General features: G+C 40.8%; 30 protein-coding genes and 1 pseudogene. 20 read left to right on the top strand and 11 right to left on the bottom strand.

What is annotated here, in order from left to right:
- Positions 1 to 116 precede the first annotated feature (116 nt).
- From AACL23_RS09640 to repA, 6 genes are all read left to right on the top strand, one after another.
- The gene (locus AACL23_RS09640) at positions 117 to 416 is read left to right on the top strand and encodes a hypothetical protein (RefSeq protein ID WP_234817503.1); all 300 of its coding nucleotides are present in this window, start codon (positions 117 to 119) and stop codon (positions 414 to 416) included.
- Between the two features lie 216 nt (positions 417 to 632).
- Positions 633 to 1,061 carry a DDE-type integrase/transposase/recombinase gene (locus AACL23_RS09645; RefSeq protein ID WP_339051395.1) on the top strand — a complete coding sequence of 143 codons (429 nt, stop codon included), beginning with the start codon at positions 633 to 635 and terminating at the stop codon, positions 1,059 to 1,061.
- 467 nt (positions 1,062 to 1,528) lie between these two features.
- Positions 1,529 to 2,329, top strand: a complete 801-nt coding sequence (locus tag AACL23_RS09650) for an ABC transporter permease (RefSeq protein ID WP_234817504.1) — start codon at positions 1,529 to 1,531, stop codon at positions 2,327 to 2,329.
- A 68-nt stretch (positions 2,330 to 2,397) separates the two neighbouring features.
- Complete coding sequence (locus AACL23_RS09655) at positions 2,398 to 3,078, top strand: ABC transporter ATP-binding protein (protein WP_234817505.1); 681 nt, start codon at positions 2,398 to 2,400, stop codon at positions 3,076 to 3,078.
- Positions 3,078 to 3,245: a hypothetical protein gene (locus AACL23_RS09660; protein WP_158530938.1), complete on the top strand. Its 168-nt coding sequence runs from the start codon at positions 3,078 to 3,080 to the stop codon at positions 3,243 to 3,245. The genes AACL23_RS09655 and AACL23_RS09660 overlap by 1 nt, the downstream gene beginning before the upstream one ends.
- A 1,218-nt stretch (positions 3,246 to 4,463) precedes the next feature.
- A complete protein-coding gene (gene repA / locus AACL23_RS09665; RefSeq protein ID WP_339051399.1) occupies positions 4,464 to 5,303 on the top strand; it encodes a plasmid replication initiator RepA in 840 nt (279 codons plus the stop codon).
- A gap of 167 nt (positions 5,304 to 5,470) precedes the next feature.
- Here the strand turns inward: repA and AACL23_RS09670 are convergent, their stop codons facing one another.
- Both AACL23_RS09670 and AACL23_RS09675 read right to left on the bottom strand, forming a co-directional pair.
- Positions 5,471 to 5,719 carry a hypothetical protein gene (locus tag AACL23_RS09670; RefSeq protein WP_234811068.1) on the bottom strand — a complete coding sequence of 83 codons (249 nt, stop codon included), beginning with the start codon at positions 5,717 to 5,719 and terminating at the stop codon, positions 5,471 to 5,473.
- Between the two features lie 27 nt (positions 5,720 to 5,746).
- Positions 5,747 to 5,869: a hypothetical protein gene (locus tag AACL23_RS09675; RefSeq protein WP_267892421.1), complete on the bottom strand. Its 123-nt coding sequence runs from the start codon at positions 5,867 to 5,869 to the stop codon at positions 5,747 to 5,749.
- Positions 5,870 to 6,338: 469 nt separating this feature from the next.
- On the opposite strand from AACL23_RS09675, the gene AACL23_RS09680 reads away from it, so the two are divergent.
- The 4 genes from AACL23_RS09680 (at position 6,339) to AACL23_RS09695 (ending at position 8,505) form a co-directional block, all read left to right on the top strand.
- Positions 6,339 to 7,118 (top strand): pentapeptide repeat-containing protein, encoded by a 780-nt coding sequence (locus AACL23_RS09680; protein WP_339051403.1) that lies wholly within the window; start codon positions 6,339 to 6,341, stop codon positions 7,116 to 7,118.
- 49 nt (positions 7,119 to 7,167) lie between these two features.
- The gene (locus tag AACL23_RS09685) at positions 7,168 to 7,584 is read left to right on the top strand and encodes a hypothetical protein (protein ID WP_339051405.1); all 417 of its coding nucleotides are present in this window, start codon (positions 7,168 to 7,170) and stop codon (positions 7,582 to 7,584) included.
- 408 nt (positions 7,585 to 7,992) lie between these two features.
- The gene (locus AACL23_RS09690) at positions 7,993 to 8,130 is read left to right on the top strand and encodes a hypothetical protein (protein ID WP_158530939.1); all 138 of its coding nucleotides are present in this window, start codon (positions 7,993 to 7,995) and stop codon (positions 8,128 to 8,130) included.
- Between the two features lie 102 nt (positions 8,131 to 8,232).
- Positions 8,233 to 8,505, top strand: a complete 273-nt coding sequence (locus tag AACL23_RS09695; RefSeq protein ID WP_339051408.1) for a hypothetical protein — start codon at positions 8,233 to 8,235, stop codon at positions 8,503 to 8,505.
- Positions 8,506 to 8,529: 24 nt separating this feature from the next.
- On the opposite strand, the gene AACL23_RS09700 is transcribed toward AACL23_RS09695, so the two are convergent.
- On the bottom strand, positions 8,530 to 8,715 hold the full coding sequence (locus AACL23_RS09700) for a hypothetical protein (RefSeq protein WP_339051410.1): 186 nt from the start codon (positions 8,713 to 8,715) through the stop codon (positions 8,530 to 8,532).
- A gap of 183 nt (positions 8,716 to 8,898) precedes the next feature.
- On the bottom strand, positions 8,899 to 9,225 hold the full coding sequence (locus AACL23_RS09705; RefSeq protein WP_015873522.1) for a heavy metal-binding domain-containing protein: 327 nt from the start codon (positions 9,223 to 9,225) through the stop codon (positions 8,899 to 8,901).
- A 1,269-nt stretch (positions 9,226 to 10,494) separates the two neighbouring features.
- On the opposite strand from AACL23_RS09705, the gene bla reads away from it, so the two are divergent.
- From bla to AACL23_RS09715, 3 genes are all read left to right on the top strand, one after another.
- Positions 10,495 to 11,355, top strand: a complete 861-nt coding sequence (gene bla, locus AACL23_RS09710; RefSeq protein WP_339051412.1) for a class A beta-lactamase — start codon at positions 10,495 to 10,497, stop codon at positions 11,353 to 11,355.
- 229 nt (positions 11,356 to 11,584) lie between these two features.
- Positions 11,585 to 11,866, top strand: a complete 282-nt coding sequence (locus tag AACL23_RS10345; protein WP_100096431.1) for an IS630 transposase-related protein — start codon at positions 11,585 to 11,587, stop codon at positions 11,864 to 11,866.
- A gap of 494 nt (positions 11,867 to 12,360) precedes the next feature.
- The gene (locus tag AACL23_RS09715) at positions 12,361 to 13,050 is read left to right on the top strand and encodes a VOC family protein (protein ID WP_100097106.1); all 690 of its coding nucleotides are present in this window, start codon (positions 12,361 to 12,363) and stop codon (positions 13,048 to 13,050) included.
- A gap of 202 nt (positions 13,051 to 13,252) precedes the next feature.
- Here the strand turns inward: AACL23_RS09715 and AACL23_RS09720 are convergent, their stop codons facing one another.
- The gene (locus AACL23_RS09720) at positions 13,253 to 13,594 is read right to left on the bottom strand and encodes a hypothetical protein (protein WP_234817508.1); all 342 of its coding nucleotides are present in this window, start codon (positions 13,592 to 13,594) and stop codon (positions 13,253 to 13,255) included.
- Positions 13,595 to 13,883: 289 nt separating this feature from the next.
- Positions 13,884 to 14,090, bottom strand: a complete 207-nt coding sequence (locus tag AACL23_RS09725) for a hypothetical protein (RefSeq protein WP_044612386.1) — start codon at positions 14,088 to 14,090, stop codon at positions 13,884 to 13,886.
- Between the two features lie 215 nt (positions 14,091 to 14,305).
- Between AACL23_RS09725 and AACL23_RS09730 the strand changes: the two genes are divergently transcribed.
- Both AACL23_RS09730 and AACL23_RS09735 read left to right on the top strand, forming a co-directional pair.
- Positions 14,306 to 14,485 carry a hypothetical protein gene (locus tag AACL23_RS09730; protein WP_339051416.1) on the top strand — a complete coding sequence of 60 codons (180 nt, stop codon included), beginning with the start codon at positions 14,306 to 14,308 and terminating at the stop codon, positions 14,483 to 14,485.
- Positions 14,482 to 15,192 (top strand): helix-turn-helix transcriptional regulator, encoded by a 711-nt coding sequence (locus AACL23_RS09735; protein WP_339051418.1) that lies wholly within the window; start codon positions 14,482 to 14,484, stop codon positions 15,190 to 15,192. The genes AACL23_RS09730 and AACL23_RS09735 overlap by 4 nt, the downstream gene beginning before the upstream one ends.
- Before the next feature lie 25 nt (positions 15,193 to 15,217).
- Here AACL23_RS09735 and AACL23_RS09740 read toward each other — a convergent pair whose 3' ends face one another.
- Positions 15,218 to 15,442 carry a DUF378 domain-containing protein gene (locus tag AACL23_RS09740; protein ID WP_235661131.1) on the bottom strand — a complete coding sequence of 75 codons (225 nt, stop codon included), beginning with the start codon at positions 15,440 to 15,442 and terminating at the stop codon, positions 15,218 to 15,220.
- Between the two features lie 391 nt (positions 15,443 to 15,833).
- On the opposite strand from AACL23_RS09740, the gene AACL23_RS09745 reads away from it, so the two are divergent.
- Positions 15,834 to 16,862 carry a 2-hydroxyacid dehydrogenase gene (locus AACL23_RS09745; protein ID WP_234817510.1) on the top strand — a complete coding sequence of 343 codons (1,029 nt, stop codon included), beginning with the start codon at positions 15,834 to 15,836 and terminating at the stop codon, positions 16,860 to 16,862.
- 408 nt (positions 16,863 to 17,270) lie between these two features.
- Here the strand turns inward: AACL23_RS09745 and AACL23_RS09750 are convergent, their stop codons facing one another.
- Positions 17,271 to 17,945 (bottom strand): SDR family NAD(P)-dependent oxidoreductase, encoded by a 675-nt coding sequence (locus AACL23_RS09750; protein WP_100096432.1) that lies wholly within the window; start codon positions 17,943 to 17,945, stop codon positions 17,271 to 17,273.
- 166 nt (positions 17,946 to 18,111) lie between these two features.
- Here AACL23_RS09750 and AACL23_RS09755 point away from each other — a divergent pair, with 166 nt between their 5' ends.
- From AACL23_RS09755 to AACL23_RS09770, 4 genes are all read left to right on the top strand, one after another.
- Complete coding sequence (locus tag AACL23_RS09755; RefSeq protein ID WP_158530940.1) at positions 18,112 to 18,273, top strand: hypothetical protein; 162 nt, start codon at positions 18,112 to 18,114, stop codon at positions 18,271 to 18,273.
- Between the two features lie 251 nt (positions 18,274 to 18,524).
- Positions 18,525 to 20,516 carry a cytochrome o ubiquinol oxidase subunit I gene (cyoB, locus tag AACL23_RS09760; RefSeq protein ID WP_100096433.1) on the top strand — a complete coding sequence of 664 codons (1,992 nt, stop codon included), beginning with the start codon at positions 18,525 to 18,527 and terminating at the stop codon, positions 20,514 to 20,516.
- A 381-nt stretch (positions 20,517 to 20,897) separates the two neighbouring features.
- The gene (locus AACL23_RS09765; protein WP_100096434.1) at positions 20,898 to 21,176 is read left to right on the top strand and encodes a hypothetical protein; all 279 of its coding nucleotides are present in this window, start codon (positions 20,898 to 20,900) and stop codon (positions 21,174 to 21,176) included.
- A gap of 59 nt (positions 21,177 to 21,235) precedes the next feature.
- Complete coding sequence (locus AACL23_RS09770) at positions 21,236 to 21,634, top strand: hypothetical protein (protein WP_193432638.1); 399 nt, start codon at positions 21,236 to 21,238, stop codon at positions 21,632 to 21,634.
- Between the two features lie 496 nt (positions 21,635 to 22,130).
- Here AACL23_RS09770 and tnpA read toward each other — a convergent pair.
- The 3 genes and pseudogenes from tnpA to AACL23_RS09785 all read right to left on the bottom strand — a co-directional run.
- Positions 22,131 to 22,407 (bottom strand): annotated as a pseudogene (gene tnpA, locus AACL23_RS09775) (IS200/IS605 family transposase); the annotation flags it as partial.
- A gap of 338 nt (positions 22,408 to 22,745) precedes the next feature.
- Positions 22,746 to 22,982 (bottom strand): hypothetical protein, encoded by a 237-nt coding sequence (locus AACL23_RS09780; protein WP_339051426.1) that lies wholly within the window; start codon positions 22,980 to 22,982, stop codon positions 22,746 to 22,748.
- Between the two features lie 68 nt (positions 22,983 to 23,050).
- Positions 23,051 to 23,365 (bottom strand): HNH endonuclease signature motif containing protein, encoded by a 315-nt coding sequence (locus tag AACL23_RS09785; protein ID WP_339051428.1) that lies wholly within the window; start codon positions 23,363 to 23,365, stop codon positions 23,051 to 23,053.
- Positions 23,366 to 23,980 lie beyond the last annotated feature (615 nt).

Raw genomic sequence — 23,980 nt, forward strand, 5'->3', positions numbered from 1 at the left:
GAAGGGCAACACGATAGGCTTTCCAGATAAGGGATGAACCAGAACTGTTCTGTCTTAATGAATTCAGCCAGTAAATTAATCCCGAAAGCGTTACTGAACAAAGGAAGTACAAGAAAATGTCTCAGCCAACATTTAAAGCAGAATTGAAACGCGAAGTAGCCCATCTGGTTATCGAACAAAATTACCCGTTTCGTCAAGGCAGTGAAGCCATGGGTGTGAGTATCAGCGCCCTCCGTGATGGGGTGAAGCGGTCAATGAGCGAAAAAAGAGGACAAACTATTTCCCAGGGTAAAACAATGACAGCAGACCAACAACGGATTCAAGAGCTGGAAGCCAGACTCCGCAAGGTTGAACGGGAGAAAGATATCCTCAAAAAGGCTTCAGCTCTCTTAATGTCAGACTTTTACAATCGATAAGCCTGATTAATGACTGAAGTGAGGATTACCCTAAAACAGAATGATGTGATGTCTTTGGCCTCAATCGAAGTACTGACTATTATCAATGTCATCGGCAGAAAAAAGGCACCCCTGAACGTGAACGCCTGAAAATACGGCTGATGGAATGACACAGAAATAGCCGGGGCGCGGCAGGGTCCCGCACGTTATCGGCCGCGCTGAAGCAGGAAGGAGAGCATGATGCGTGAGGCAGGCATTGAAAGCAAGCCACGCCAGCCTCGTTATCAACGCAGTGGTAAAGAAGCCGTTTATGCTCCTGAACACTTGAATCGTGAGTTTACCGTCAAGGCTCCCAATCAGGTGGGGTGTGGCGATGTTACTGACATTTGGTCCGGTACTTGCTGGCTTTATCTCGCGGTTGTACTCGACTTATATGCAAGAAAAATCCTGGGGGGGGGGGCTTTTTCCACTTCTCCCGACAGTCAACTGACTCAACAGGCACTCATGTTAGCTTGCGAATCACGGGGAAGACCGAAAAATGTCCTCTTTCATTCAGACCAGGGGAGTCATTATAGTCGCTTATCTTATCGACCACATCTGTGGCAGTATCAGATAAAACAGCCGGGGAAATTGTTGGGATCATCCCCCCATGGCGCGTTTTTTTAGCCAAAATACTTTAAAAAAATTTTTCACACGTACCTTACCGCTTAAATATTTCAATATTTGTATTTATGATTCTTTTTTATTTTAAAATAAAAAACTTTTTTTACAGATTTATTATTTAAAATTTAACGTAAAATTGACGCAAACTTACTTCATCGAAGCCTTATCATAATCTTAAAAGTAAACCGTACAGAAGACATTTTTATCATTCATCATGACATTACAGAAAAATCAAGACATAATGATTAAAAACGTTTATTAACAAAGAAGCGCATATTTTCCCTCACTGTAAATCCACTCGCCACTTCACTGTGCCAGAATCTCTGGGATCACGAGGTATCAATTTACCCAGTTATCCTGCACTTTTGAGAGAAGATGTCGAGTCTATTTTCAACCAAATACGTGCTTTTTATCATCTAAAGTAGCGAGCGAAATAAAGAAATGCATTTTAAAAACAGGTTGTATTAACTATGAACCGTTCCGTGATGTCTAATGATTATTGGGTGAAAATTTGGCGCTCTCGTTTTTTCTGGATCCATTTAGTATTTTCTGACCTGAGATCTCGTTGGCGCCGCTCCTTTTTTGGTATGGCATGGGCAATAATACAGCCTTTAGGCTTAACGTTGTTAATGTCTTTCGTTTTCAGCAAACTGTTCCATAGTGATATTGGTACTTATGCACCCTATATTTTTTCCGGAGTGATTATCTGGGATTATATCCTTACTAGCGTGACGGGAGGAGCTTTATCGTTTGTGCAAGCGGAAGCCTACATTAAGCAATGTAGGCACCCATTGGCAATCTACACTTTACGTACTGTTCTGGTGGGATTAATGATCCTTGCCTTCGCTATCATTGCACTCTTCGTTTGGGCCGCCGTGGTTTTTCCAGAGCATATAGGGTGGCACTGGTTGGCCGTTTTGAGTATTTTCCCTATCCTCGTATTAATTACTTGGCCATTTGCAACATTGCTGGCTTATATTGGTGCTCGTTTTCGGGATTTACCCCATGTGATGGGTCTTATCATGCAAGCTTTGTGGTTCATGTCGCCCGTTTATTTTCAAGCTAAGATGTTTCGAGGCGGGGGATTAGATTTATTGATCGACTTCAACCCTGTTTACCATATTTTACAAATTGTTCGTGCTCCTCTGCTAGAGGGGAAATGGCCTACTGCTGCCAACTATGGCTACGCTCTAATACCCGCCTGTGTGTTTGCTTTTTTGGCTTGGCTTGTCGGTAGAAAATTTGAAAAACGGGTCATTTTCTACTTATGAAACAGCCAACAATATGTTTACGAGACGTCAATTTGCATTATGCCGCATTGGTATTTAAGGAACGCTCCTTGAAATCGTTAGTGGTAAATTGCTTTAAAAAGAGAAAGCTCACCAATGATGTCAAAGATGTTCATGCACTTAAAAATATCAATGTAGACATTCGAGGAGGGGAGCGTATCGGGCTATTAGGGCATAATGGTGCCGGCAAAAGTACATTTTTACGGACTGTTGCCGGGCTATACCCGATTTCCAGTGGTGAACTGAAAGTAGAAGGTGAGGTGCGTTCTCTGTTTGATTTGAGTTTGGGATTTGAGCAAGATGCCACTGGGCGAGAAAATATATTGTACCGAGGTTTACTACTTGGGTTGTCGCCCAGCTTTATGCATGAACACGCCGAAAAAATAATTGAATTTGCTGATCTAGGCGAATTTATTGATTACCCGATAAAAACCTATTCTGCAGGTATGCAGGTACGCCTTGCTTTTTCTATTTCCACTTCGGTTGGGGGCAATATTTTGTTACTGGATGAAATAATTGGTGCGGGTGATGCAAAATTTATGTCTAAAGCTAAACAAAGAATTGCTCATCTGATCGACCAAGCAGATATTTTGGTTTTGGCCTCACATGACTTTCATACACTGAACAGTCTTTGTCAACGTGGTCTCGTTTTTTACCGTGGAGAAGTCGTTTTTGATGGTCAAATTTCCGATGCAGTAAATAATTACAAAAAAATAAATGGATTATCATAATGCTCACTCGCCAACCAGGTGTCATGTGGCTCATCAATCACACGACACTCCGAGCTTTTGAACTCGAACAGTTCAAACATTTTGGGGTTAAAGAAATTTTTCTCCCTAAAACCTTTCCCTACGATGAAGGAAATTTGTCTGCCAGCATTACTTATGCTTTATGCTGAGGATAAAAATCTAAGCATTAATCCGAAAGATCTATGGCACTGTTAACAAAGTAAATTAAGGACCTAAAGACAAGCGATGGTGAAGAAATAAAAGAAGGTGACATAAAGCTTATGAAAGCATAAATCACGCCTTTTGTGTTTTTTTGTTTATTTTGCATTTTGCCAAAAAAAACGCTCAATAGCAGAGCGGGGTTTTTTTTCCTTCTTCTCTTCAGGAAGGACAGGACAAACAGATCGAGCAGAGCAGCGAATAACGGTCCCTTATCGACTTTGACGAATCAGGTTTTTCATTTCACTCAAGTCAGATCCCTTGTCTGATATCACGTCTTTCAACTTGTTCCAGTTTTACTGCCCATATCTGAGGAAATACTCTATATTCGTCTTTAACCTTCCGATAAATAGGTACTTCTTAGCAGGGTGCCAAAGGCCAACATGAATTTTAGTGCTTATGCCTTTTACTCCTCTGCCTATCGATTGAGCGCCTTTTTTAAGACTGCCGGAACCGTGACGGTGTATTAACACCGTTGTACTGTCTATTCACGTATAGTCGATTGTGATTTTTTTCTGTAATCCGTAAAAGAGTCTCCAGAACAACCGATTGTCAACCCACCTTCTAAATCTCATGTCAATCGTATCTCAATCAGCATCACAATACGGCGCTTTACAGATAGGGCGTCCTAATCGCACGATCAAACCTTTTTCATTCACTAAAATGGTTTTTATCTATTTCGGTTCATATCCAGTCACTAGACAAAGTCAGTCACGAAAAAAGTAAAAGTCTAGATCAATTTTTTTTCGGCAATGACATTGTTTATCTGAAGTTCGATATTTACCGATACATAGACTCAAAGTAAAAAAATTCGACCTCACCAATATGAAGTGAATCAGCCTATCTCAATAGAGGCGGGGGGTTTTCTTAAAGACAATGGTTTTTTTGTGAATTGTTACTGAGCTTGATCTCTTTGTAGCGATCGTGATATTTTTGAAAGTAAGATTTTTTTAAAAAGAATTTTTTCGGTAGGGCGTCCCGGTAATGACGTCTGGGGTGTGGCGAAGGCCAAAAAAATTAAACCCCCTGTTCCCGTGAGTAACTTTGGCTGGTTAAAACAGGATTCAGGATTCAGGGGGCCGACATCTGGCTCAGCTGCCAATAAGGATTATAGCAAGTGTTCAATCTTAATCAAGACTTTTTTAATCCGGCCATAAGTGCAGGGTTGGGTGACTAGAAAAAGTTACGTTTTTAATGCCTGTCCCGTTTTTACCCCGCCTTCCAGTGAGAAGCAGCGTCCGGCCTTCATCCGTTATGCGATGCAGTGTGCGTCTGAGAAAGATGTGGCTCGGAGTGAATTGCTGTATATCTTGCAGGGGACTATCCCCACTCGTTCCCGTCGTCTTAATGAACATCGTGCGCGTGCCCTGAGGGCAATGGCGTTAGCGATGCTCTACCATTTTAATATTGCGTCCGGTTTAGTGATGGCGTCGGTGGAACAACTGTCCGATGAATGTGGTTTGTCGACGGTCTCAGACGCGGGCAATAAATCGATCACCCGAGCTTCCCGTTTACTCACCGATTTTCTCGAGCCCATGGGTTTTGTGGACTGCGAAAAGGTCTGGGATAGAATTATGGAAAGCTATATTCCCAAACTCATTACGCTCACCCCGTTATTCTTTTTATTATTTGATGTGTCGTCAGAAAAGTTAGAGAAAGCCCAACATCAGCAAATGGGCTGGATTAACAAAGGTCTGATGGAGAAAGGAGAAGAGTCCATTACCTTAGGGGAAGCGCGTCGTCGAGCCAAAGAGCAACACATTAAGCGCGCGTTTGAATATCGAAAATCCCGGCATGCCATGAATAAAAAACGCAAGCTCGCCCGACGTATGGCCAAACTGGACGAACAGACGGCAAAACAAGCCCTTCTTCAAAAAATCATTCAGCGCTATTCCCTGGTTGAACTCAATGAGATGGGACCTAAAGGGCTGAGAAATCAGGTCAACATGGAATATCACCATCTTCGAAAGATAGCCAGTACACCCCCGCCAGACATTCCTGTGCATTAAACTGAGTTAATCTTTCTTTTCTCCCTGAAGAAACCAGGAAATAGCTTTAAAAACTGTTTTCAATACGATTTTAAATTAGAGTCAATAAAGGCTTGCTCATATGTAAATCAAAATCAACTACTAAGTGGTATTTATAAAAATCCTTCTCATTTTGATGTCAGCCAAAGCTATGCTATGGCATGAGTGAGAACGGGATTCTGTGAAACGAAGATAAATGCACGCACCGTGAATATTAACCGGTGTAATTGATTTCCCTGTTGCAATAAAGTTTGAACCTGTGAAGGGGCGTAAACCTCTGCCAAAGGCGCCTTCGGTAACTCACAGGAAGTTTGGAACATCTCCTGAGCAAACCAGGTTTCCAGATGTTCTCTTTTTTGGAGTAAAAATTGGCTCATCATGCCTTGGAGAGCGGTCATATCTTGAGGCGGAATTTCGGTGGGTCGTCACGCAGGAGTAAATCGGGCGAGGGGCATACTCAATGCCTCGATGATTTTGATCTGTGACTCAGTCCAGTTCCTTATCATGCGTAGACTGTTGTCTGTCCAGAAATTCAGGCAGTAACTCATGGCGGCTCCATGGTGAAATTCCTTTGGGATGTACAAAACATCACCGGAACTCAACTCTTTATTTCTCGACTCTATATTAATGCAGGATTTTTAATGGGAGAGCCCTGAACTAAAGGTCTATTTGCGCAGGGCAGTTCGTTTGCGGGCTTGTTCAAGCAAGAGGATGTATTTGCTCAAATTGCTCACTGGTGATGTCACTGGAGTATATTTTTCTCATGCCCAGATATCAAGGTTCAATTTGTTTTAGTAAGGGACATTAAATGGTTCTGTCGCATTAAGCGTTTTTACATCTCTATAATCACATTATATTCTGGTTTGGTTAGAATAAATTTTTTTCAATGCGCCAGAATCGTAAAGTTTTCATCAAGGTAAGTGACATATGAAGTCATCTTTAGAAAATCAGAATAGTAGTAATCGATTTAAAAAAATTGAACGACTTTTAAAATATTATTTAAAATCTTGTAAAGAGATGAGTCTTAAATTCATTATTTTGCAAAAAACCTTACCTTATGACGCCAGCCTTGACGAGATAGAAAATTTAAAAAAACAAAAAGACAGTGCCTTAAAACAACTATTAAAACACGAATGGCATTGGGAAGTGCCCCTTAATTTACGTAAAGCCAACTTAGAGAATATGAACCTGCAAGGTATCAATCTCAGCTATACGGATTTGAGCGGTGTGAAGCTGTGTGGTGCTAACTTAACAAATTCGAATCTGATGTGTGCAAAGTTGTGTGATGCGGATTTGACGGGTGCGGATTTGTCGGGTTCCGATCTGAAAGGTTTGGATCTGATCGGAGCAAATCTGATAAATGTCGATCTGACGAATACGGATCTAAGATATTCCAACATGACGAGAGCAAAGCTGCATGGCGCCAAAATGCATCAAACGAATTTAAGCGAAGTGGATCTGACCGATGTGGACCTCAGATCGATTAAGATGGGTTGGATTAATCTGAGCGAAGCCAAATTAAAACAATGTTTGCTCCCTCTATTCATTGAAGCAGATCTGGGCAAAGTCAATGTAAACGAGATTAGGCTCGGTTATTCCAATCCCCCTGAAGCCCAAAATTCTCGGGGTATTTTAGTTCTGGGTATACCCCCTAAATGGAATGTTGATTTATTGAATCAGTACCTCAGTAATATGAATAATGAAAGGGGCAGTCTTCTGAAGACCATCGACAGTATTGATTGTAATAAAACAAAAGCAAGATTGGCTGGTGAATTAATTGAGTCGTTAATTAATTGAGTCGTTAAAGAATAACGACGTTTCGACAGTCGCTCTACCTTTATTGTCTATGTTAAATAAACCCCCTTATATTGAACATGATGAGATTGCGGATTGGCTAAATAAAGTCGAAAGAGAAAACAAAGGAGCGCTCGAAATATCTCAGCTAACTGAATTAGCCCCCCCCCATGATATTGAACATGATGAGATTGCGGATTATCAAAATGTGCTTTCGGGCTTGCTAGATACGATTTGGGGCTTAGAACATGGGTTTGATAAAGAGAGGCAAAGCTTGGCAAATGAGATTGCGAAACTGGCAAATGAGATTTCGGACTTGGAAAACGAGATCACGGACTGGCTAAATAAAGTCGCAAAAAAAAGCAAAGCAACACTTGAAATATATCAGCTGGCTCATTTGCTTTCATCAAAAAAGTTTTCCGTGCTAGCTAATCTCCTTTTATCAAATAGAAGACAGTTGTTTTGGTGATCTCTCACCAAGAGTTAATGCATATGCAAGGTCTGAGCAATGGCTCACTTAACAAAGTGAAATAGTTAAATTATTGAAATTAAAAAATACTTTTTCTAAAAATAAAATTAAAGCTTTTTCTGGGTGCAACTTTTTTAAGTTTGACTTTTTATCCTATTGATCATTAAAAATATTGTTCTCATGCTTTTACTTATGCCTCAACGATTTAATTTTAGTGATAATAATTATAAGTTATTATTATAATTTATTTTAATTTCTAGTAGTTCTGTCGCATTAAGGATTTTTAAATTGCTATAAACACACTATATTATGGTTTTTTTCTAAGAAAACACTTTATTTTGTGGTTGGTCATGGATGAATTTATATTAATGCGACAAAATCGGCCCACGTACCTCTCAAGAAACAAAAATGGCGAATAACCTCCATGGCGATATCCAAAAAACCGCCGAGAGCGTGTTAACGCCCAGCGTGGGGGATCAGCCTCAATCAAAAGTCAGGCATCGTGGTAGTCACGGATGTCCCAGAATTGGTCAACAGGATTGGTGATTACCTGAGAGATGAAAATGCGAAGCTGTCGAAACACGTCTTGCTTAAAGTAATGATGTACACCGTGCAACAGAAACCTTTTACCAGTTAGGCATTGACTGTGTGTGGGCTTATTTTCACGATCTTCATTTGACGAATGCGTTTCATGACGGATCGAATTTAGCCAATGGCGACTTTAAAATTTTGCAGACGGCCACGGGCAGGGCAGCACAATTGGCGGGTTCTCAATTTTTATTTCAGGCCTTGTCTGAGCAAGTGAAGGTTTCCGATGTCAAGACACTCTACTATTATATGACCACGAATTTAGCCACTACTGGTATGCAAATTGGAAAACAGACGACTTACTTTGCGAAAAACCTCTGTCAGAACAGATAACACCACCCTGGGTTCTGAACCTGTTCAATCACTTGAGTCAGGAGAAATTACCACAGGTACACACATTAACATCATGCCTAAAATTTTAGGGGTTAATGAAAAAATGATGCTGACCATGATGATGGATATCTCATCGCTCAATTCTTTCAGGTTTACAAGACTCAGGGTCGGATAATGTAAATGTTTCAAGGCCTTTCTAGTCAGAGACATAGGTGGGCACCACAGGATAAAAATTATTCAATATTATCACATTAGCCAAAAGCAGTTAATGCGACACAGCTACTAGACGCTAAACAGCCGGCAAACGTGAACATTGGTGCTAACTTCTTTTCTATCGTTCATTAAAATCCCATAATAAGATCTAAAAACAATTTTTGAGTTGATTATAAAGAATCACAAGCTGAAAATTTTTACAGCAGTACCATAAATCGATACCATAAGCATGCTGTTACTCGTACCGACAACTTCATAGTCAATATTAATACCGACGACAGCATTGGCACCAAGAGATTCTGCTGTGCTATTCATTTCGTTAAATGCAATTTTTCTTGCTTTTATTAGTTCTTTTTCGTAAGCGTTAGAACGGCCACCAACAAAGTCCCTAATACCAGCAAAAAGATCTTTAAAGATATTAGCTCCAAGAATAGCTTCACCAGTCACTATCCCTAAATATTCTCTTATATCATATCCCTGTAACGTAGGTGTTGTGGTATTTTTCATGGTTATTAATTCCATCATCTATTAATTGTGTATTTTCATCATTAAGCACTAACCTTTTAATGCCGCGCTATAGTACCTGCTAGTGCATAAATAGCAAACGCAGACAAAAAAACGGATAAAAAGCAGCTGTTTTTTGCTAGAACTGTTTGCAGGTTTTTTAGGCGTTCGAATTTATATTTAGGCCAACGCCAGCAATGAGTTTCAGGAAAATGATCCATATTATTTAAAATCCAAAATTTATGGACTAAATAAATGGCAAAAACCCACAGCAGTCAACGGCTCCGAACGAATTTGAACCTCCAGCAGTTCAAGCAATTTTTCTTGTCGCACCTGAGCAAGAGGTCGCCGTGGGTCGGGCCTGCATCAAAATTAAGCTGACATAAGATTTTTGGCTCTTTATGTGTTTTGGGGTCTTGAATTCACAAGTACTCCACAGGCTGGCTGAAGGGGGTTGAAAAAGACGTCTTATTCTCAGGGTTTTTACAAACAAAACTGGCAGGAAAAGCTTACCTTTGACCGTCGAAACCGACTTCATGCACGAAAATTTGAGTTTCATCATGCTCGCCTGTGGGAATATCAGATTCATTCACCGTGTTTGGCATGCCTAAAAGTCATAGGATCGACATAACAGGCTACCTAAGCTGTAACCGAACAACGCTGTGAAGATAAAAGCATATGAATATCTACTTTTCTATTAATCGAGCCATAAAGCTCTTGAAAATGTAATGAGAATAGAGTGTAGAGAAGCCCCTATTTTTTAAAGAGACTATTTGAATACTACCAAATCTCCTCGCGTATTTTTCAAATCTCCCAGATCCCCCTCATCAGATCCGCAACAAACTGCACAAACTGTAAGATATTTTGATGATCACGTTTTTTGTAGGGCTCAGAAGTGATGAAGACTGGTTGGGTATCGAAAATTTTGCTCACGTCAATAAAACTTATCTTACAAAAACAACTTAAAGCGTCAATCAAATTGATCAGTGTGATCTGAATTTTTGAATAATTAAATTTTTTTTGTTTGCCAAGCCTGACTGTTTGACAAAATTATGCAGCAACGGGTTTTCAAAAAAACATTAAAGACAACAATCTTTTCCCTATTTTAAGCAAAACTACAGGTCATAATAAAGACTAAGCGATTGTTAAATAACACTTAAAATGTGGCGTTTTGTTCCATTTTATTGTATTTTCTTGCCTATTTTAATCAAAAAAAATTATCTATTTGTTTTTAATGATTTATTTTTAATATTTTGTCTCCAAGGAAACAGTATGAAATCTTTTCGTTTAACCCTTATTTCCATTTTTGCTGCCTTTTCCCTGCCAGCTTTGGCACATCAGGCGACTATAGATAAAGTAAAAGAGTCTGAAAGACAGCTTAATGCGCGAGTGGGTTATGTAGAACTCGATCTCGCCAACGGTCAGATCCTAAATACTTATCGCCCTGAAGAACGTTTTCCGATGATGAGCACGTTTAAAGTTCTGCTGTGTGGCGCGGTATTATCACGTGTTGACGCCGGGCTAGAGCAGCTCGATCGTCGCATAAAGTACCGCCAGAGTGATTTGGTTAAGTACTCTCCTATGACTAAACAACATCTTGCAGACGGTATGACCGTAGCCGAACTATGCAGTGCCGCCATAACTGTGAGCGATAACACTGCGGCCAATCTGCTTCTATCTACGATTGGAGGACCTAAGGGACTTACTTCGTTTTTGCAAAAAACGGGTGACCAGGTTACCCGCCTCGATCGCTGGGAGACGGAGTTGAACCAAGCCCTGCCGGGCGACGAACGTGATACTACTACGCCTAAAATCATGGCACAGACGCTACACAACCTATTAACCGGTAAGATACTTTCCGCCAAATCACGACAGCAGTTACAGACCTGGATGGTGATGAACAAAGTTGGTGGCCCACTTTTGCGTTCGGTACTTCCTGCCAACTGGTTTATCGCCGATAAAACCGGCGCGGGTAATCACGGTTCTCGCGGTATCATAGCGGCGCTGGGAGCTGATGGAAAACCCTCGCGCATCGTTGTGATTTACTTAACGGAGACTCAGGCGACTATGGATGAGCGAAATAAGCAGATTGCAGAAATAGGGGCGTCATTGATTAAACACTGGTATAGCTAAAAGCTTTAATTTTAGTTACAATGTAAAAAACAATCAGAATAAATTTAATATGAGTTATTCACTTGATTTAAGTAAAAAAATCCTGAGTATTTGAGAGCAAGAGGGACTGAGTATCAGAGAAACCGCAAAGAGGTTTCATATGGGTACCGATATCCTGACTCGTTGGTTAAGACGAATAGAGCCAAAACCCTCTGCCCGCGTGGGCGTAAGATAGACTAAGAAGCCGTTCATCAAAGATGTTCAACAATACCCCGATGCTTATCAACGGGAACGCGCGGCTCGCTTTGGGCTGTGCCAGAAATCTATCTGTCAGGCATCGAAAAGATGGCGTCTGACCTATAAAAAAATGCGGGGTCATCCCAAGGCAGACGAAGAGGTACGGCACCTGTTTCAAGACAAAATAGCCTGTTATCAAAAGCAGGTCAAACCTCTGGTTTATTCGATGAAAGAGGCTTTGCCCGCGACATGTCCGCCTCTACGGATATTCTCAACGAGGTCAGCGCTGTTTTAGGTGACACGATTGGTAGGCTAAGATCCGTGAAAATGTCATTGGTACCTTAGTGGGGAGGGGATGCACCTTGATGACTGTCGGCCTCTTTAATTCCTCGATTAACAGTGATGTTTTTTATGCTCGGGTCACATACAGCTCCTCCTACCGACTCTTCCTAATCAGGGTATCATCGTGATGGATAACGCGTCTTTACATAAATAAGCGAAAAGACATTCAAAAAGCTATGAGCAAAGTAGGTATCTGATTGAATATTTATCTCCTTACTCCCCTGACCTCAATCCCATTGAGCACAAATGGGCTCAAGCTAACCGCAAAAGAAAAGAAGAGAACCTCAGTGTGACATCGATACCTTTTTTTGCTGAATATATTATGGATTATTATGTCGTTTCGCTATACCTTGCGAGGTTTGACACCCATACCATCTAAGTTCTATCAACGAGATCATTATTATGTTTAGATATGTTGCTTTTACATCATTGATTGTTAATGATTTTATGCGCGCTGAAAAATTTTATACCGATTTAGGCTTAATCAGAGAAGCAAATGGATATAGATATCACTTACCGGAAGGGGGTTGTATCTTAATGTCTAACAAGACACAAGAATTGCCTGAAAATGTTTTAGGTAGTTTAGCAATAGAAGTAGATAACCTTAAAGCAACGTTGCACGAACTTCAAAAAAAAGAGATTAAATGTATTTCTAGCATAGAAACCCCCGCATTTTATTTAGCTTTAATTAAAGATTCTGAAGACAATGATATTGTATTACATGAGTCAAAAACCATAAAAAAAGAGGTCATTACTTTCAATAAAGCAGGTCAATTAAAAAAAATAGCATATACCTCCTATCGTGTTAAAAATTTTGCGCGGGCGCGCGAATTTTATAGAAAACTCGGTTTTATAGAATACGCAGTTCATGAAGAATATGGCTATGCTGAATATAATTTTCCAGAGGGAGGATGTTTAGCTATTTCAACGAATCCTGTAATGACAGCTAATTACCCACATAGCACCGTTGTTTTTGAAGTTCAAAATTTAGATAAACTCATATCAAAATTCACTCATACTCAAGTTGTTAAATCCGTTTTTGATATGCACGTTTGTAGGATGTTTGTTATTAAAGACAGTGAAGGAAATGCAATTGCTTTGCACCAATTGAAAAATCCAAAGCATGATAATAAATAAACTAAAAACCATTTTTTAAAGTTATTTGAGTGGCTCAAAAACCTCTTTTTATATAGGTCGTAGCTATCCCATTTCAACGTCTGGGTTATAAAAACCGATTTCAATAAAATTGTCCCTATCTTTATACTTCTAATAAAGTAAAGGCTTTTTATACTACTATAAATTTTCACCTATTTATTTAGAAGCGAGCTATCTGCCAACCTCATTTCTGTAGTAAGTTATACTTAATTAACTTGAAAATGCAGAATTTAGGATCTGAAAATGTTCGTTCATTCGAACTGTTAAATTTGCAGCAATCGTAGGTAAATCGTTTTCTGTTCCTGTTGTGCTTGTAATATCGATACCATCCATCAGAATGTAGCCAACAAAGTGGCCTATGATAATCATCAAAACATTTCATTTGTAATAAAATCGATTTTTGCGCGAGGCTCTGATAACCCGCCATTTTTTGTTTTACCTTGTCATCCAATAAATGTAGCAAGGTTTTTTTTTGATTCGCCAGAGAAACCCCTTCTAATTGATGTTGCTTATCATCATATTTCACTTTATTTAAAGCATGATTGATAGAAGTATTTTTGTCTAAAAGGTCACTATCACATTAGTTAATTCTCTTTCTTTTATATCAGAAAACTCTTTTTCAGTATTTCCGTAGACAAACGTATCCTCATTTATAGCACATAGCATCTTGAATCAAAAAAGAAAAAGCCTATGTTCCGTTTTCTCTGGGTGTCACAAACGCTTTAAAGTTTCCTGATAAACAGGATGCGTCATTTGCTTGAGTGGATAAAAAGCCATCCCTTTTTTTACTGCTGATTCAGTGTGAGTTAAGTTCATCATTCATAATGGTGATGCGTTAACTCATGGACTTTTTCGAGAACTTGAGTTTTCCTGGTTCGACAAAAAAAGCCTTTAATGGTTTCCCATATGCCCATATCGGACGTGTTTTTTTTTAACAGATTTTTAATTGGGTGTTCAATATTTTTCTCGTGAAGCGCTTTCTGGTATAAGCCATTATTTTGACCTTGAATAGACAGTGACATGATATTTCTCCTTAACGCAGTGCTTGAAGGGGGACTTGTTTTTTAACTATAGCAAAAAAAGAGTAAAAAATACTTATTTATGATTTTTGATTAAAGAATTCATCCAATGAATCCTTCTTTTTTAATTTAAGCGTGGAATGGAAAGGATGACTGTTGCAGAACAACTCGAAGCTAAAGGGATCAGGCATTCAGAAAGGTAAAGCAAGAAGGCATTAATGAAGGTTTGCAGCAAGGCCTGGAACAAGGCCGAGAAAGAAGAGTCCCCCAGAGAAACCCCTAAACCCCTTCTTGCTGATGGGGTAGAGTCTGCTAATATTAAAGTTCATACAGTTCTATCAGATGAAGAACCCGGTACGATAACCCCATCAAATTCTTGGCTGGAGAAAAGAGAATGAACGAACATCAAAACCCTGAATCAAAAAAATTAACGAGGGATTTTCTTGGAAAAATATCGATGGTAGCCATGATGGAGCATTCAAAGATGCCTTGGGGGATAAGAGATAATCAATCTAGAATGGTTTATATTAATCAAGCGTCGATGGATTTTTTAAATATTCCGCGGGGTTTTGATTTTGAAGGTCGCTCAGACGAAGAATTCCCTTGCCCCTGGTCTGAATTGGCAGATGAGTTTAGGGCGCATGACAGGAAAGCAGAAGCTAATGAGGGTGCAGAGGTCATTTGCACATCATATTATGGTCGAGAGGCCAAACTTGAACCCTATTATGCCCCGAAATTTCCAATATATGATGATGAAGGACGGGTTTTAGGGACTTTTTTTTATGCTAAAAAGTTCAGTTTCATCTCTATCAATGATTTTTTTAGTCATTTAAAGCCCTCCGTTCTTACATTGGATCCTCCTGTCGATATTTTTACAGAAAAAGAACTGGATATCATATTTTACGCTTTTCAAAAGCTTTCCCTCAAAGACATCGGGATAAAATTGTCTCTCTTCCATAGAACTGTCGAGAACAGATTACAAGGAATTTATGACAAAATTAAAGTCAATTCACTGGAGGGGTTGATAGAATACTGCCACGCAACCGGACTGGATCGGCATGTTCCGAAAAAGTGGCTAAGAGAGGGGGTGGAATTTTTTTGGTAAAATCCTCATTGGAAAAACGTTTATTTTAGTGATTTTTTGACAACTCCTGTATCTTCGGCAACAGGGTAAAACAATAGAGCGCACATATGCCGACAATGACATAAATGATGCGTGAAAACACAGATTCATGCCCAAAGAGAGCCGCAACAATATCAAAACGAAAGAGTCCCACCAGAAGCCAGTTAATGCCCCCTATAATCAGTAAAATCAAGGGCGCTGTTTTTAATGCTTTCATAAAAAAATTGTCCATCGTATCAATCCTCACTGTAGATAAAAGTGTCATGCTGGCTTTTTGATGCGCTATGAAATAGAGACACAAATCATCGGTACTTAACCATTAAAAAACACCAATTTCAACTTTCAACGAGTAAAAAATGTTAAATTCAAACGACAATACACACTCTACGCTTAATTTCACTTAATAAAAAATATTATGTCACTTTTATTTCAAATAAGAGTTTTTAACCCTGAACGGGTTGCGGGTTTTTTAAATGCCGAATTTGTCATTTAAGCCCATGACAGCAATGATGTGCATGAAAATGACCCATGTGAGTCAACATCCAAATGGATGACTCAATCAATTAAGAGTTTAATCAGTAGATTCGTGACACTCTGGATTCAAGCAACAAAGATGGGACTCTATGATGAAAAACGATCAACCGTTAAAACAATGTCAGATGATAATATTCAGTGCACAAAACCATGATCGACAATTTTTTGATAAAATTAACCGGCAGCAGTTTACAACTCAGGGTTTCATACTGAGTTATTACAAAGCCTCTTTAACGAAAACGTCAGTCAATTTAGCTCAGGGAAGCGACGCTGTCTGCATTTTCGTCAATGATCAACTGGATGGATCGATATTAAAGCAACTGTCGGAATTAGGTGTTCGTGCAGTCTTGCTCCGCTGTGCGGGTTTCGATAATATCGATTTACAGGCGGCTAAAAAATTGGGCCTGTTTGTCGCCCGTGTCCCAGAATATTCACCGGGATCTGTGGCAGAGCATACAATCGCCCTCATCATGACATTGACGAGGCATATCCATCGTACTGACCGTCGAGTGCGTGAAGGCAATTTCGCCCTTGACGGTTTGCTGGGTAAAACGGTGCAGGGTAAAACCGTGGGCATTATCGGTACTGGGAAAATTGGTCTCATGACGGCGCGTATTCTAAAAGGTTTTGGCTGCCATCTGCTGGGGTATGATACTACCCAAACTTCTTCATTCCGAGAGATAGGTCATTATGTCGAACTTGATACGCTGCTCAGTCAGGCCGACATTGTTTCCCTGCACTGTCCGTTAATAAAGTCTACACATCATCTCATCAACGAAAAAACACTCGCTCATATGAAACGAGGCGCGATGCTGGTGAACACATCCCGGGGAGAGATAGTCGATACCTCTGCTATCATCACGGCTTTGAAATCACAGCAGCTCGGGGGATTCGCTATTGATGTCTATGAACGAGAAGCCCCTTTATTCTTCCGGGATCATTCGTCGGAAATCATCGACGATGAGGTGTTTCAGTGTTTAATATCTTTTCCCAATGTCATCATGACGGGTCATCAAGGTTTTTTTACCGAAGAAGCGTTGAGTGAGATAGTCACGGTGACATTACAAAATTTACAGTGCTTTGCTGAGTCTCGTCTTTGCCAAAATGTACTTGAATAGTTTGTCTTGGCAAAACTTAGGAGGACACTTTATGTGGAAGCCTTATCGCTCCCTTTGTGCGTTATTGGCCTCCCTGCGGCGTTGTTGGGTGACTCATCGAAAGAGCTGTCTTTATTATGGTACTGTTAATAAATTGTTTTTAATGAACAGATTAAAATTAATCTTATTTTTAAGATTTTAAAAACGGGATAATTTAAAATAAACAGGTCCCCTTTTTTTACTGAAAAAATAGTTTGAACGAGCTCATTGATCCCAAAAGTAAAAAAGAAGTTATTTTTATCTGACTTTAAAGAACCGAGCAGTTTTTATATAAAATATTATCATGCCATTATTGAGCCATAAAACTGCCGAAAATTCATCACGACAGCCGCCCCAATGAGTCACCGAACATCGCCCCAGAGATAATCACTAAAACTCGATACGTTCACCCTGCCAATCAAATAGATCCCCGCTCATGGCGGGCGTCGTTTTTTGAATCTGAATCAATAAGTCACCGGCGGCTTTTTCAGGTGAAAATAATTTTTCAGGGTTAACCTTCTTTTTAAAGGGTTCGCTTAAGGGTGTCTCAACGGTACCAGGATGATAGCCACAAATGGCGGTTTTAGGAAAACGCCAAGACCATTCAATACTGATATTTTTAATGAACATATTGAGCGCGCACTTGCTGGCGCGATAGCTATACCAACCCCCCAAGTGATTATCTGAAAGGCTGGACACTCGCGCAGAGAGGATGATAAAAATGAATTCATTGTGTTTGCTGAGTTTTTTTGACAGGCACTGAGCCATCCAGATGACCGGCAACGCATTCACACGCAAGCTTTCATAAAACCAGTCGGCTTTAAAAGCCGCTAAGGATTTTTCAGGGGTATGCTGAGAATCATGGAGCATGCCAATGGTATTGACGATAACCGAAGGTAACTGATTGACTGAATCAAAAAACCGCTTCACTTCTTCTTTTTGCGTCATATCATACTCAGGTCGTGAAATCAGCTTAACCTCCATCTTCGCTTGTCGCCCTTTTTTGGCCAGCGCAGAGCCCATTTTACCCGCGCCAATCACCCACATGCCTTGTTCAAAATGCATAGTCACACTCTCATAGTGAAATCATTCAAAGATGATGATATTGAATAATAAATAAATCATTGATTTTAATCATATTTAATCTGTAGTCACAATAAAAGGATTCACTCTAGACTATTTTTATGAGTTCTGCAGTGTTTCCATATATCATAACCATGATTTAAGAAAAATGATTCAAAATGAGAATGAAAAAGATATAATTTCTGGGCAAATTAAATGGGGAACCGCTTTTTTTGCCATTGAGGGTGTGGGACATGATAGTGAAGAGATGGATAAAGTTTTTGAGCATTTTATCTGTCTTTATTTCCTTGATCATACCGAGTGCCTGTGATGCTATTTTGATTGCGCCGAAAGGAATGAGAGGGGTTGAAAAAACTTTAGGAGACCTCAAAAAAATGTTCATATTGACCTTCCTGGGTGTGGTGTTAATTGCCAAGGCTACTTATTGCCTAAAACTGGACTCATTCCAAAAAAACTGGATTTCTGGTTTGGACGACCCCTATCAGGATTGACCCCATGCCCTCTGATTCGGTGATGAATTTCTTAAACCCATGAGGCTCTGCCTCAGTGGAGGATTAAAAAATGCTCGGGAAACTCACTTTTGACGCGATCCCTGTCCATGAACCTATCATCATGGTGACCCTGGCCGTCATTATGGTGTTGGGTCTGTCGCTGTTGTCGGCGATAACGTATTTTGGTCAATGGACTTTTTTATGGCGGGAATGGCTGACTTCTGTCGATCATAAAAAAATCGGCATCATGTATATTGTCGTCGCCCTGGTCATGTTATTACGGGGATTTGCTGATGCCATTCTGATGCGTAGCCAGCAGGCACTCTCTTCTGCAGGCGAAGCAGGTTTTCTGACCGCCCATCATTATGATCAGATTTTTACTGCTCATGGCGTGATCATGATTTTTTTTGTGGCGATGCCTTTAGTGATTGGTTTAATGAATTTGGTGGTGCCCTTACAGATCGGCGCCCGAGACATGGCTTTCCCCTTCCTCAATTCTCTAAGTTTTTGGCTTTTTGTGGCGGGAGTGGTTTTAATTAACCTGTCTTTAGGCATCGGCGAGTTTGCTCAAACAGGCTGGCTGGCTTATCCGCCTTTATCCGGTAAAGAATACAGCCCTGACGTGGGGGTAGACTATTGGATATGGAGCTTGCAGATTTCTGGGATGGGGACTTTGCTTACGGGCATTAATCTTTTTACGACCATCCTGAAAATGCGAGCACCTGGCATGTCAATGATGAAAATGCCTGTCTTTACCTGGACTTCATTCTGCTCAAACATCTTGATCATTATTGCCTTCCCTATTTTAACTGTCACCATCGCCTTACTGACACTAGATCGCTACCTGGGCACCCATTTCTTTACAAATGAACTGGGCGGTAACATGATGATGTACATCAATTTAGTCTGGGCCTGGGGTCACCCTGAAGTGTATATCCTCGTGCTGCCTGTGTTTGGTATTTTTTCTGAAGTCACGGCCACCTTTTCAAGGAAACGGTTATTCGGGTATACCTCCCTGGTGTGGGCAACGATTGTCATTACTTTTTTAGCCTTTATTGTTTGGCTCCACCATTTTTTTACCATGGGCTCTGGGGCGAATGTCAACGCCTTCTTCGGGATTGCGACCATGATTATTTCTATCCCTACCGGGGTGAAAATTTTCAATTGGCTCTTTACTATGTACCAAGGACGTATTCATTTTAACTCAGCGATGTTATGGACCCTGGGTTTTATCGTCACTTTTTCTGTGGGCGGAATGACTGGGGTATTACTGGCGGTGCCGGCAGCGAATTTTGTGTTGCACAATAGCCTCTTTTTGATTGCGCACTTTCATAATGTGATTATTGGAGGCGTGGTATTTGGCTGTTTTGCCGGCCTCACGTATTGGTTTCCCAAGGCGTTTGGATTTACCTTAAATGAAAAATGGGGCATCAGGGCATTTTGGTTTTGGCTGATCGGTTTCTTCGTCGCCTTTATGCCCCTATACGTGTTGGGCTTGATGGGGATGACCCGTCGTCTGAGCCAAAATATTAATCCCCAATTTCATCCTCTGTTGATGGTAGCCGCAGGAGGTGCTGTTCTGATTGCCTTTGGTATTCTCTGCCAGTTGATCCAAATTGTCGTCAGTATCCGTGATCGTGAAAAAAATCGGGATTTAACAGGAGATCCGTGGGGAGGACGTACCCTGGAATGGGCGACCTCCTCTCCTGCGGCTTTTTACAATTTTGCGGTGGTGCCAGAAATCAAAAGTCGTGATGCGTTTTTTGACATGAAAGAGAAGGGAGAAGCTTATCCACGTCCAGAAAAATATGCAGAAATACATATGCCTAAAAATAGTGCAACAGGGATCATTATTGCCGCTTTTAGTGTCATTTTTGGTTTTGCCATGATTTGGCATATCTGGTGGCTGGCGATAGTGGGGGTGATAGGGATGGGCGCCACCTGGATTGCAAAAAGTTTCGACCAAGATGTGGATTATTACGTGCCCATTTCAGACATTGAGCGTATTGAAAATGAACATAATGAATATCTGAGTAAAGCGGGTCTGAATCAGGTCAACTGAATCTCTTGTTACCAATAACGTCAGCCAAATTTTGGGGGTCATCAGGGTGAATTTTTTTAATACGATAGAACTATGGTAGTTGACTGATCCGTGCCAGATGCTCAACTCACTGGTTTAAAGTCGAAAGGGGTCAATTTTTGTCGATCGCTCACCAGCGCTGTCAAAATACCCACCACGTCCGGTCCTCACCTAGGGTAATGAGTTATTTTAATAGATGCTTAAACTTGAATGTTTAAAAATCCGGCACAAAGTCAATGATGTTGCATTTAAGTACAAATCTGTAGCTGTAGATTAAGGTCATTCAGCCGGCTTTGACTGAACTTTAGGACTGCGCCGCATCGGTTATGGATGTAACACAGTATCCCACGAGGAGAATGCCCCATGCCCCATTCACAAAACACATCCGAATCGACATTAGCCATCTCTGGAAAAGACCCACAGACAAGTATCAGTCGAGATATTTCAACAGACACCCATGACGACAATGAGAGTAAAAGATTACCCCTTAAAAAGAGGAGGAAGTTAAAGAATCTCGCGGACGAAGAAACCCCTTCACTGAGCAGAGAGCGGGTGAGCTCACCAGCAGAAACAGAGAAGGGCCGCGCATTAACCCATAAAGAAATTGAAAAGGAGGGCGAGTCCTCTTTACGCTTACATTAGCCGCCCTCAACTTCGCCAGAGGCGGATTTAGCCGCCTCTATGATTTTTCGCCCAAGCCGGTGCCACAGACCCTGCCCAGCAGGGGGATATCGTCTCCATCACAGTCTTATCCTTCCTGGCGTCCCAAGGGCGCTGCCCGGCAACATCCAAAAATAGAACACCTGAACCTATGGCTAAAGATGACGGAGCTTGATCGCCAGAGAATGAAACCCATCCATTTTTCAGATCAACATCGTCTGGAGACCATCAGCACCGGAAAACTGCTCTCCGTTTATCGCATGCGGACAAATTCGCTGGAAAGGGAAAAAAGCCAATATGGAGATTGGCGAAACATCTGTCATCATCACGCGAACCGCAAAACCGAAGCGGAAAGACAAGAACACGGGCCGGCGAGTGAAAGTACAGCCAGGCGTAGCTCTAACGCTCAGACTGGTTGCGGTTCGCCTTACCGATACTGACGGTAATTTTATCGGACGCTGGACGCGGCTCACAAACGTAAGCCGAGAGAGCATCAGCGCAGAAGTCGCTCGCTGGTATTACTGGCGCTGGAGTATCGACTCCTTTTTGAAGCTGCTCAAAGGGGCTGGACATGACGTAGAAAAATGGCGTCAGCTTAGTGCTGGAGCTCTGCTACGCAGGTTATTGATAGCCAGTATGGCATGTTGTACTGGTATGGAGACGACAACGCTCTGAAGACGACGACAATGTAGCCGCCCGTCAGTTAATTTGTCGATTATCCGGACGACAACAAAAACGAGGACGAATAGAAAGCGCTCCAGCTCTGCTCGCAGGACTATCCATCTTACTCAATACCTTGACTTTATTAGCAGAATAGACCCCTGAAGAACTTGCTCATTTCGCGATGGCGGTTCTTAACCCTCCATGATCTGTAGATAACTATGCGACATAAGGCAGGAGGGGAATTTGGACGGGCTTGAAAAGCCCGAAGAACCATCAGCCACGCTGATGTTGAATATATTGTTTTACCACTTCCAGCGGCGCGCCTCCGCACGAACCAGCAAAATATGAGCTAGAAAGTACCGGCTTGCCGTAAGCACCGCGTAAATCGAGAAACTCATTCCGAAGACGGCGGGATGTAACAGCTTTCAATGAGTTAACCAATACTGACAACGGTTGGCGGGTACTCAATCAACAGGTGCACATGATCGGACTCCCCGTGACTTTCTTTCAACTCAGCGCCAAAATCACGGCATACTTCACCTGCATACTGAAGCGGGTATGGTTAATTTAAATACGGGTATGCTTAAATCAGTAATTTTTATTGTCGGGTGCAATCATAGGCTGGTTTTGAATCAATCATGAGTTTTTAAAGAGGGGAAAGGGTTATCTAAGGGGGTTTATTGCTTCTGGCTTGATTTTATGACTCTTATTAGTCAGAGGGTCAATACTAAAGCTCTTTTTGACCAAGTACACTGGCATCTCTTCTATCTGAAAAAAAGACAAATAAAAATACTTTTGATAGGTACAAACTAAAAAAACAGAAAAAACGTTCAGTTAGGGTGAATCTTGAAACAGGCTTTTCATTTCAGTCTCACTCAGACCCGTTATTTATCTCACAGATTGGCTCTCCATCCCGTTCTCCAGCAAATGACGCACTATCTTTAGCGAAGCCTGTTTTTCCCTTTCTTCTATTCCTTTTTTCATGCTTTTTTGAATTCCTATCTCTTCAATTTGTTGAGCCATCGTCATCAAGTACGCCCCATGTTTTTCTGATTGTTTCGCTATCTCAGTGATAAACTGCATCGGGTTTGTCGCATTTCCCTCTTGAATCAGATAGTTCATCATCGTGATGACTTGTTTTTCCGTATACTCATTATACGATAAAATGGCCCCAATTTAATTGAGTAACTCGCTCATATCCCGTCGTCGGATATGCTCGGGTAGCAACGTGACATCTCTGTCACGCCGCCCCCTAAGAACGGTACGTGCAAGTTTCCCCGCATACCGCTCAAGCCTTTAATAAGTTGCGATACTATACGATCGTAACCAGCAGCCCTACTATGTTTTTGTCGATGGCAATTGGGATGTAAGAGTTCAAGATTACTCAGTTCATTTCCGCCTCCTTTCACTCTTTCGACTTTATGGTGTATGTTCCAGCCAGTTTCTTGAGTAATTAATTGGTTGCAGCACAAACAGCGTTTATCTTGTCTTCTCCATAATGCTCTCACTTTCTTACTTTCCTACGGCTTCTTGTTTCCAGGTATTTTCTAGCCTTTTTTCGAAATATATTTCCCATTCTTTATCGAATGCGCAGGCTTCACTTCTGATTGCCCATGTATCCGCACAAAAATCACAGATAGCCTACCTCATGCCTTTTGGTTCAGGCCTGTCAGCATCTTTAGCCTGTTACTGATAACGGTCTTTATTAACAGTTCACATCTGTTAACCATACCGATAAACCCAGCAACTCATCCGCATGATGCTTACAGTTAATAACTATTCCCTCACGGTTTCGTTATCGCAATAACGAAAAGACAAAATTTAAAAAAATCATTTAAAATCAAATATATAAACAATTTTTTGATTAAAATATAGGCAGAAAAAGACAATTAAAGTGGGATAAAAGCCGACATTTTTAATGTGATTTAACAATCACTTAAATTTTATTATGACTTGTTGTTTTATTCAAAAAGTAGAAAATTTTGTTGTCTTTCAGTGTCTTTTTTTAATATCAGATACCGTTTTGATTAGGTTTTAGCAAGGGCTAATTTTTTTATCAAAAGGGATGCCAGATTTGAGCACAACAAAGAAAAAATAAAAAATCATATTGAGGACTCTCCAGA

The organism is Candidatus Williamhamiltonella endosymbiont of Tuberolachnus salignus, from assembly GCF_964019775.1.
Lineage (GTDB): Bacteria > Pseudomonadota > Gammaproteobacteria > Enterobacterales > Enterobacteriaceae > Hamiltonella > Hamiltonella defendens.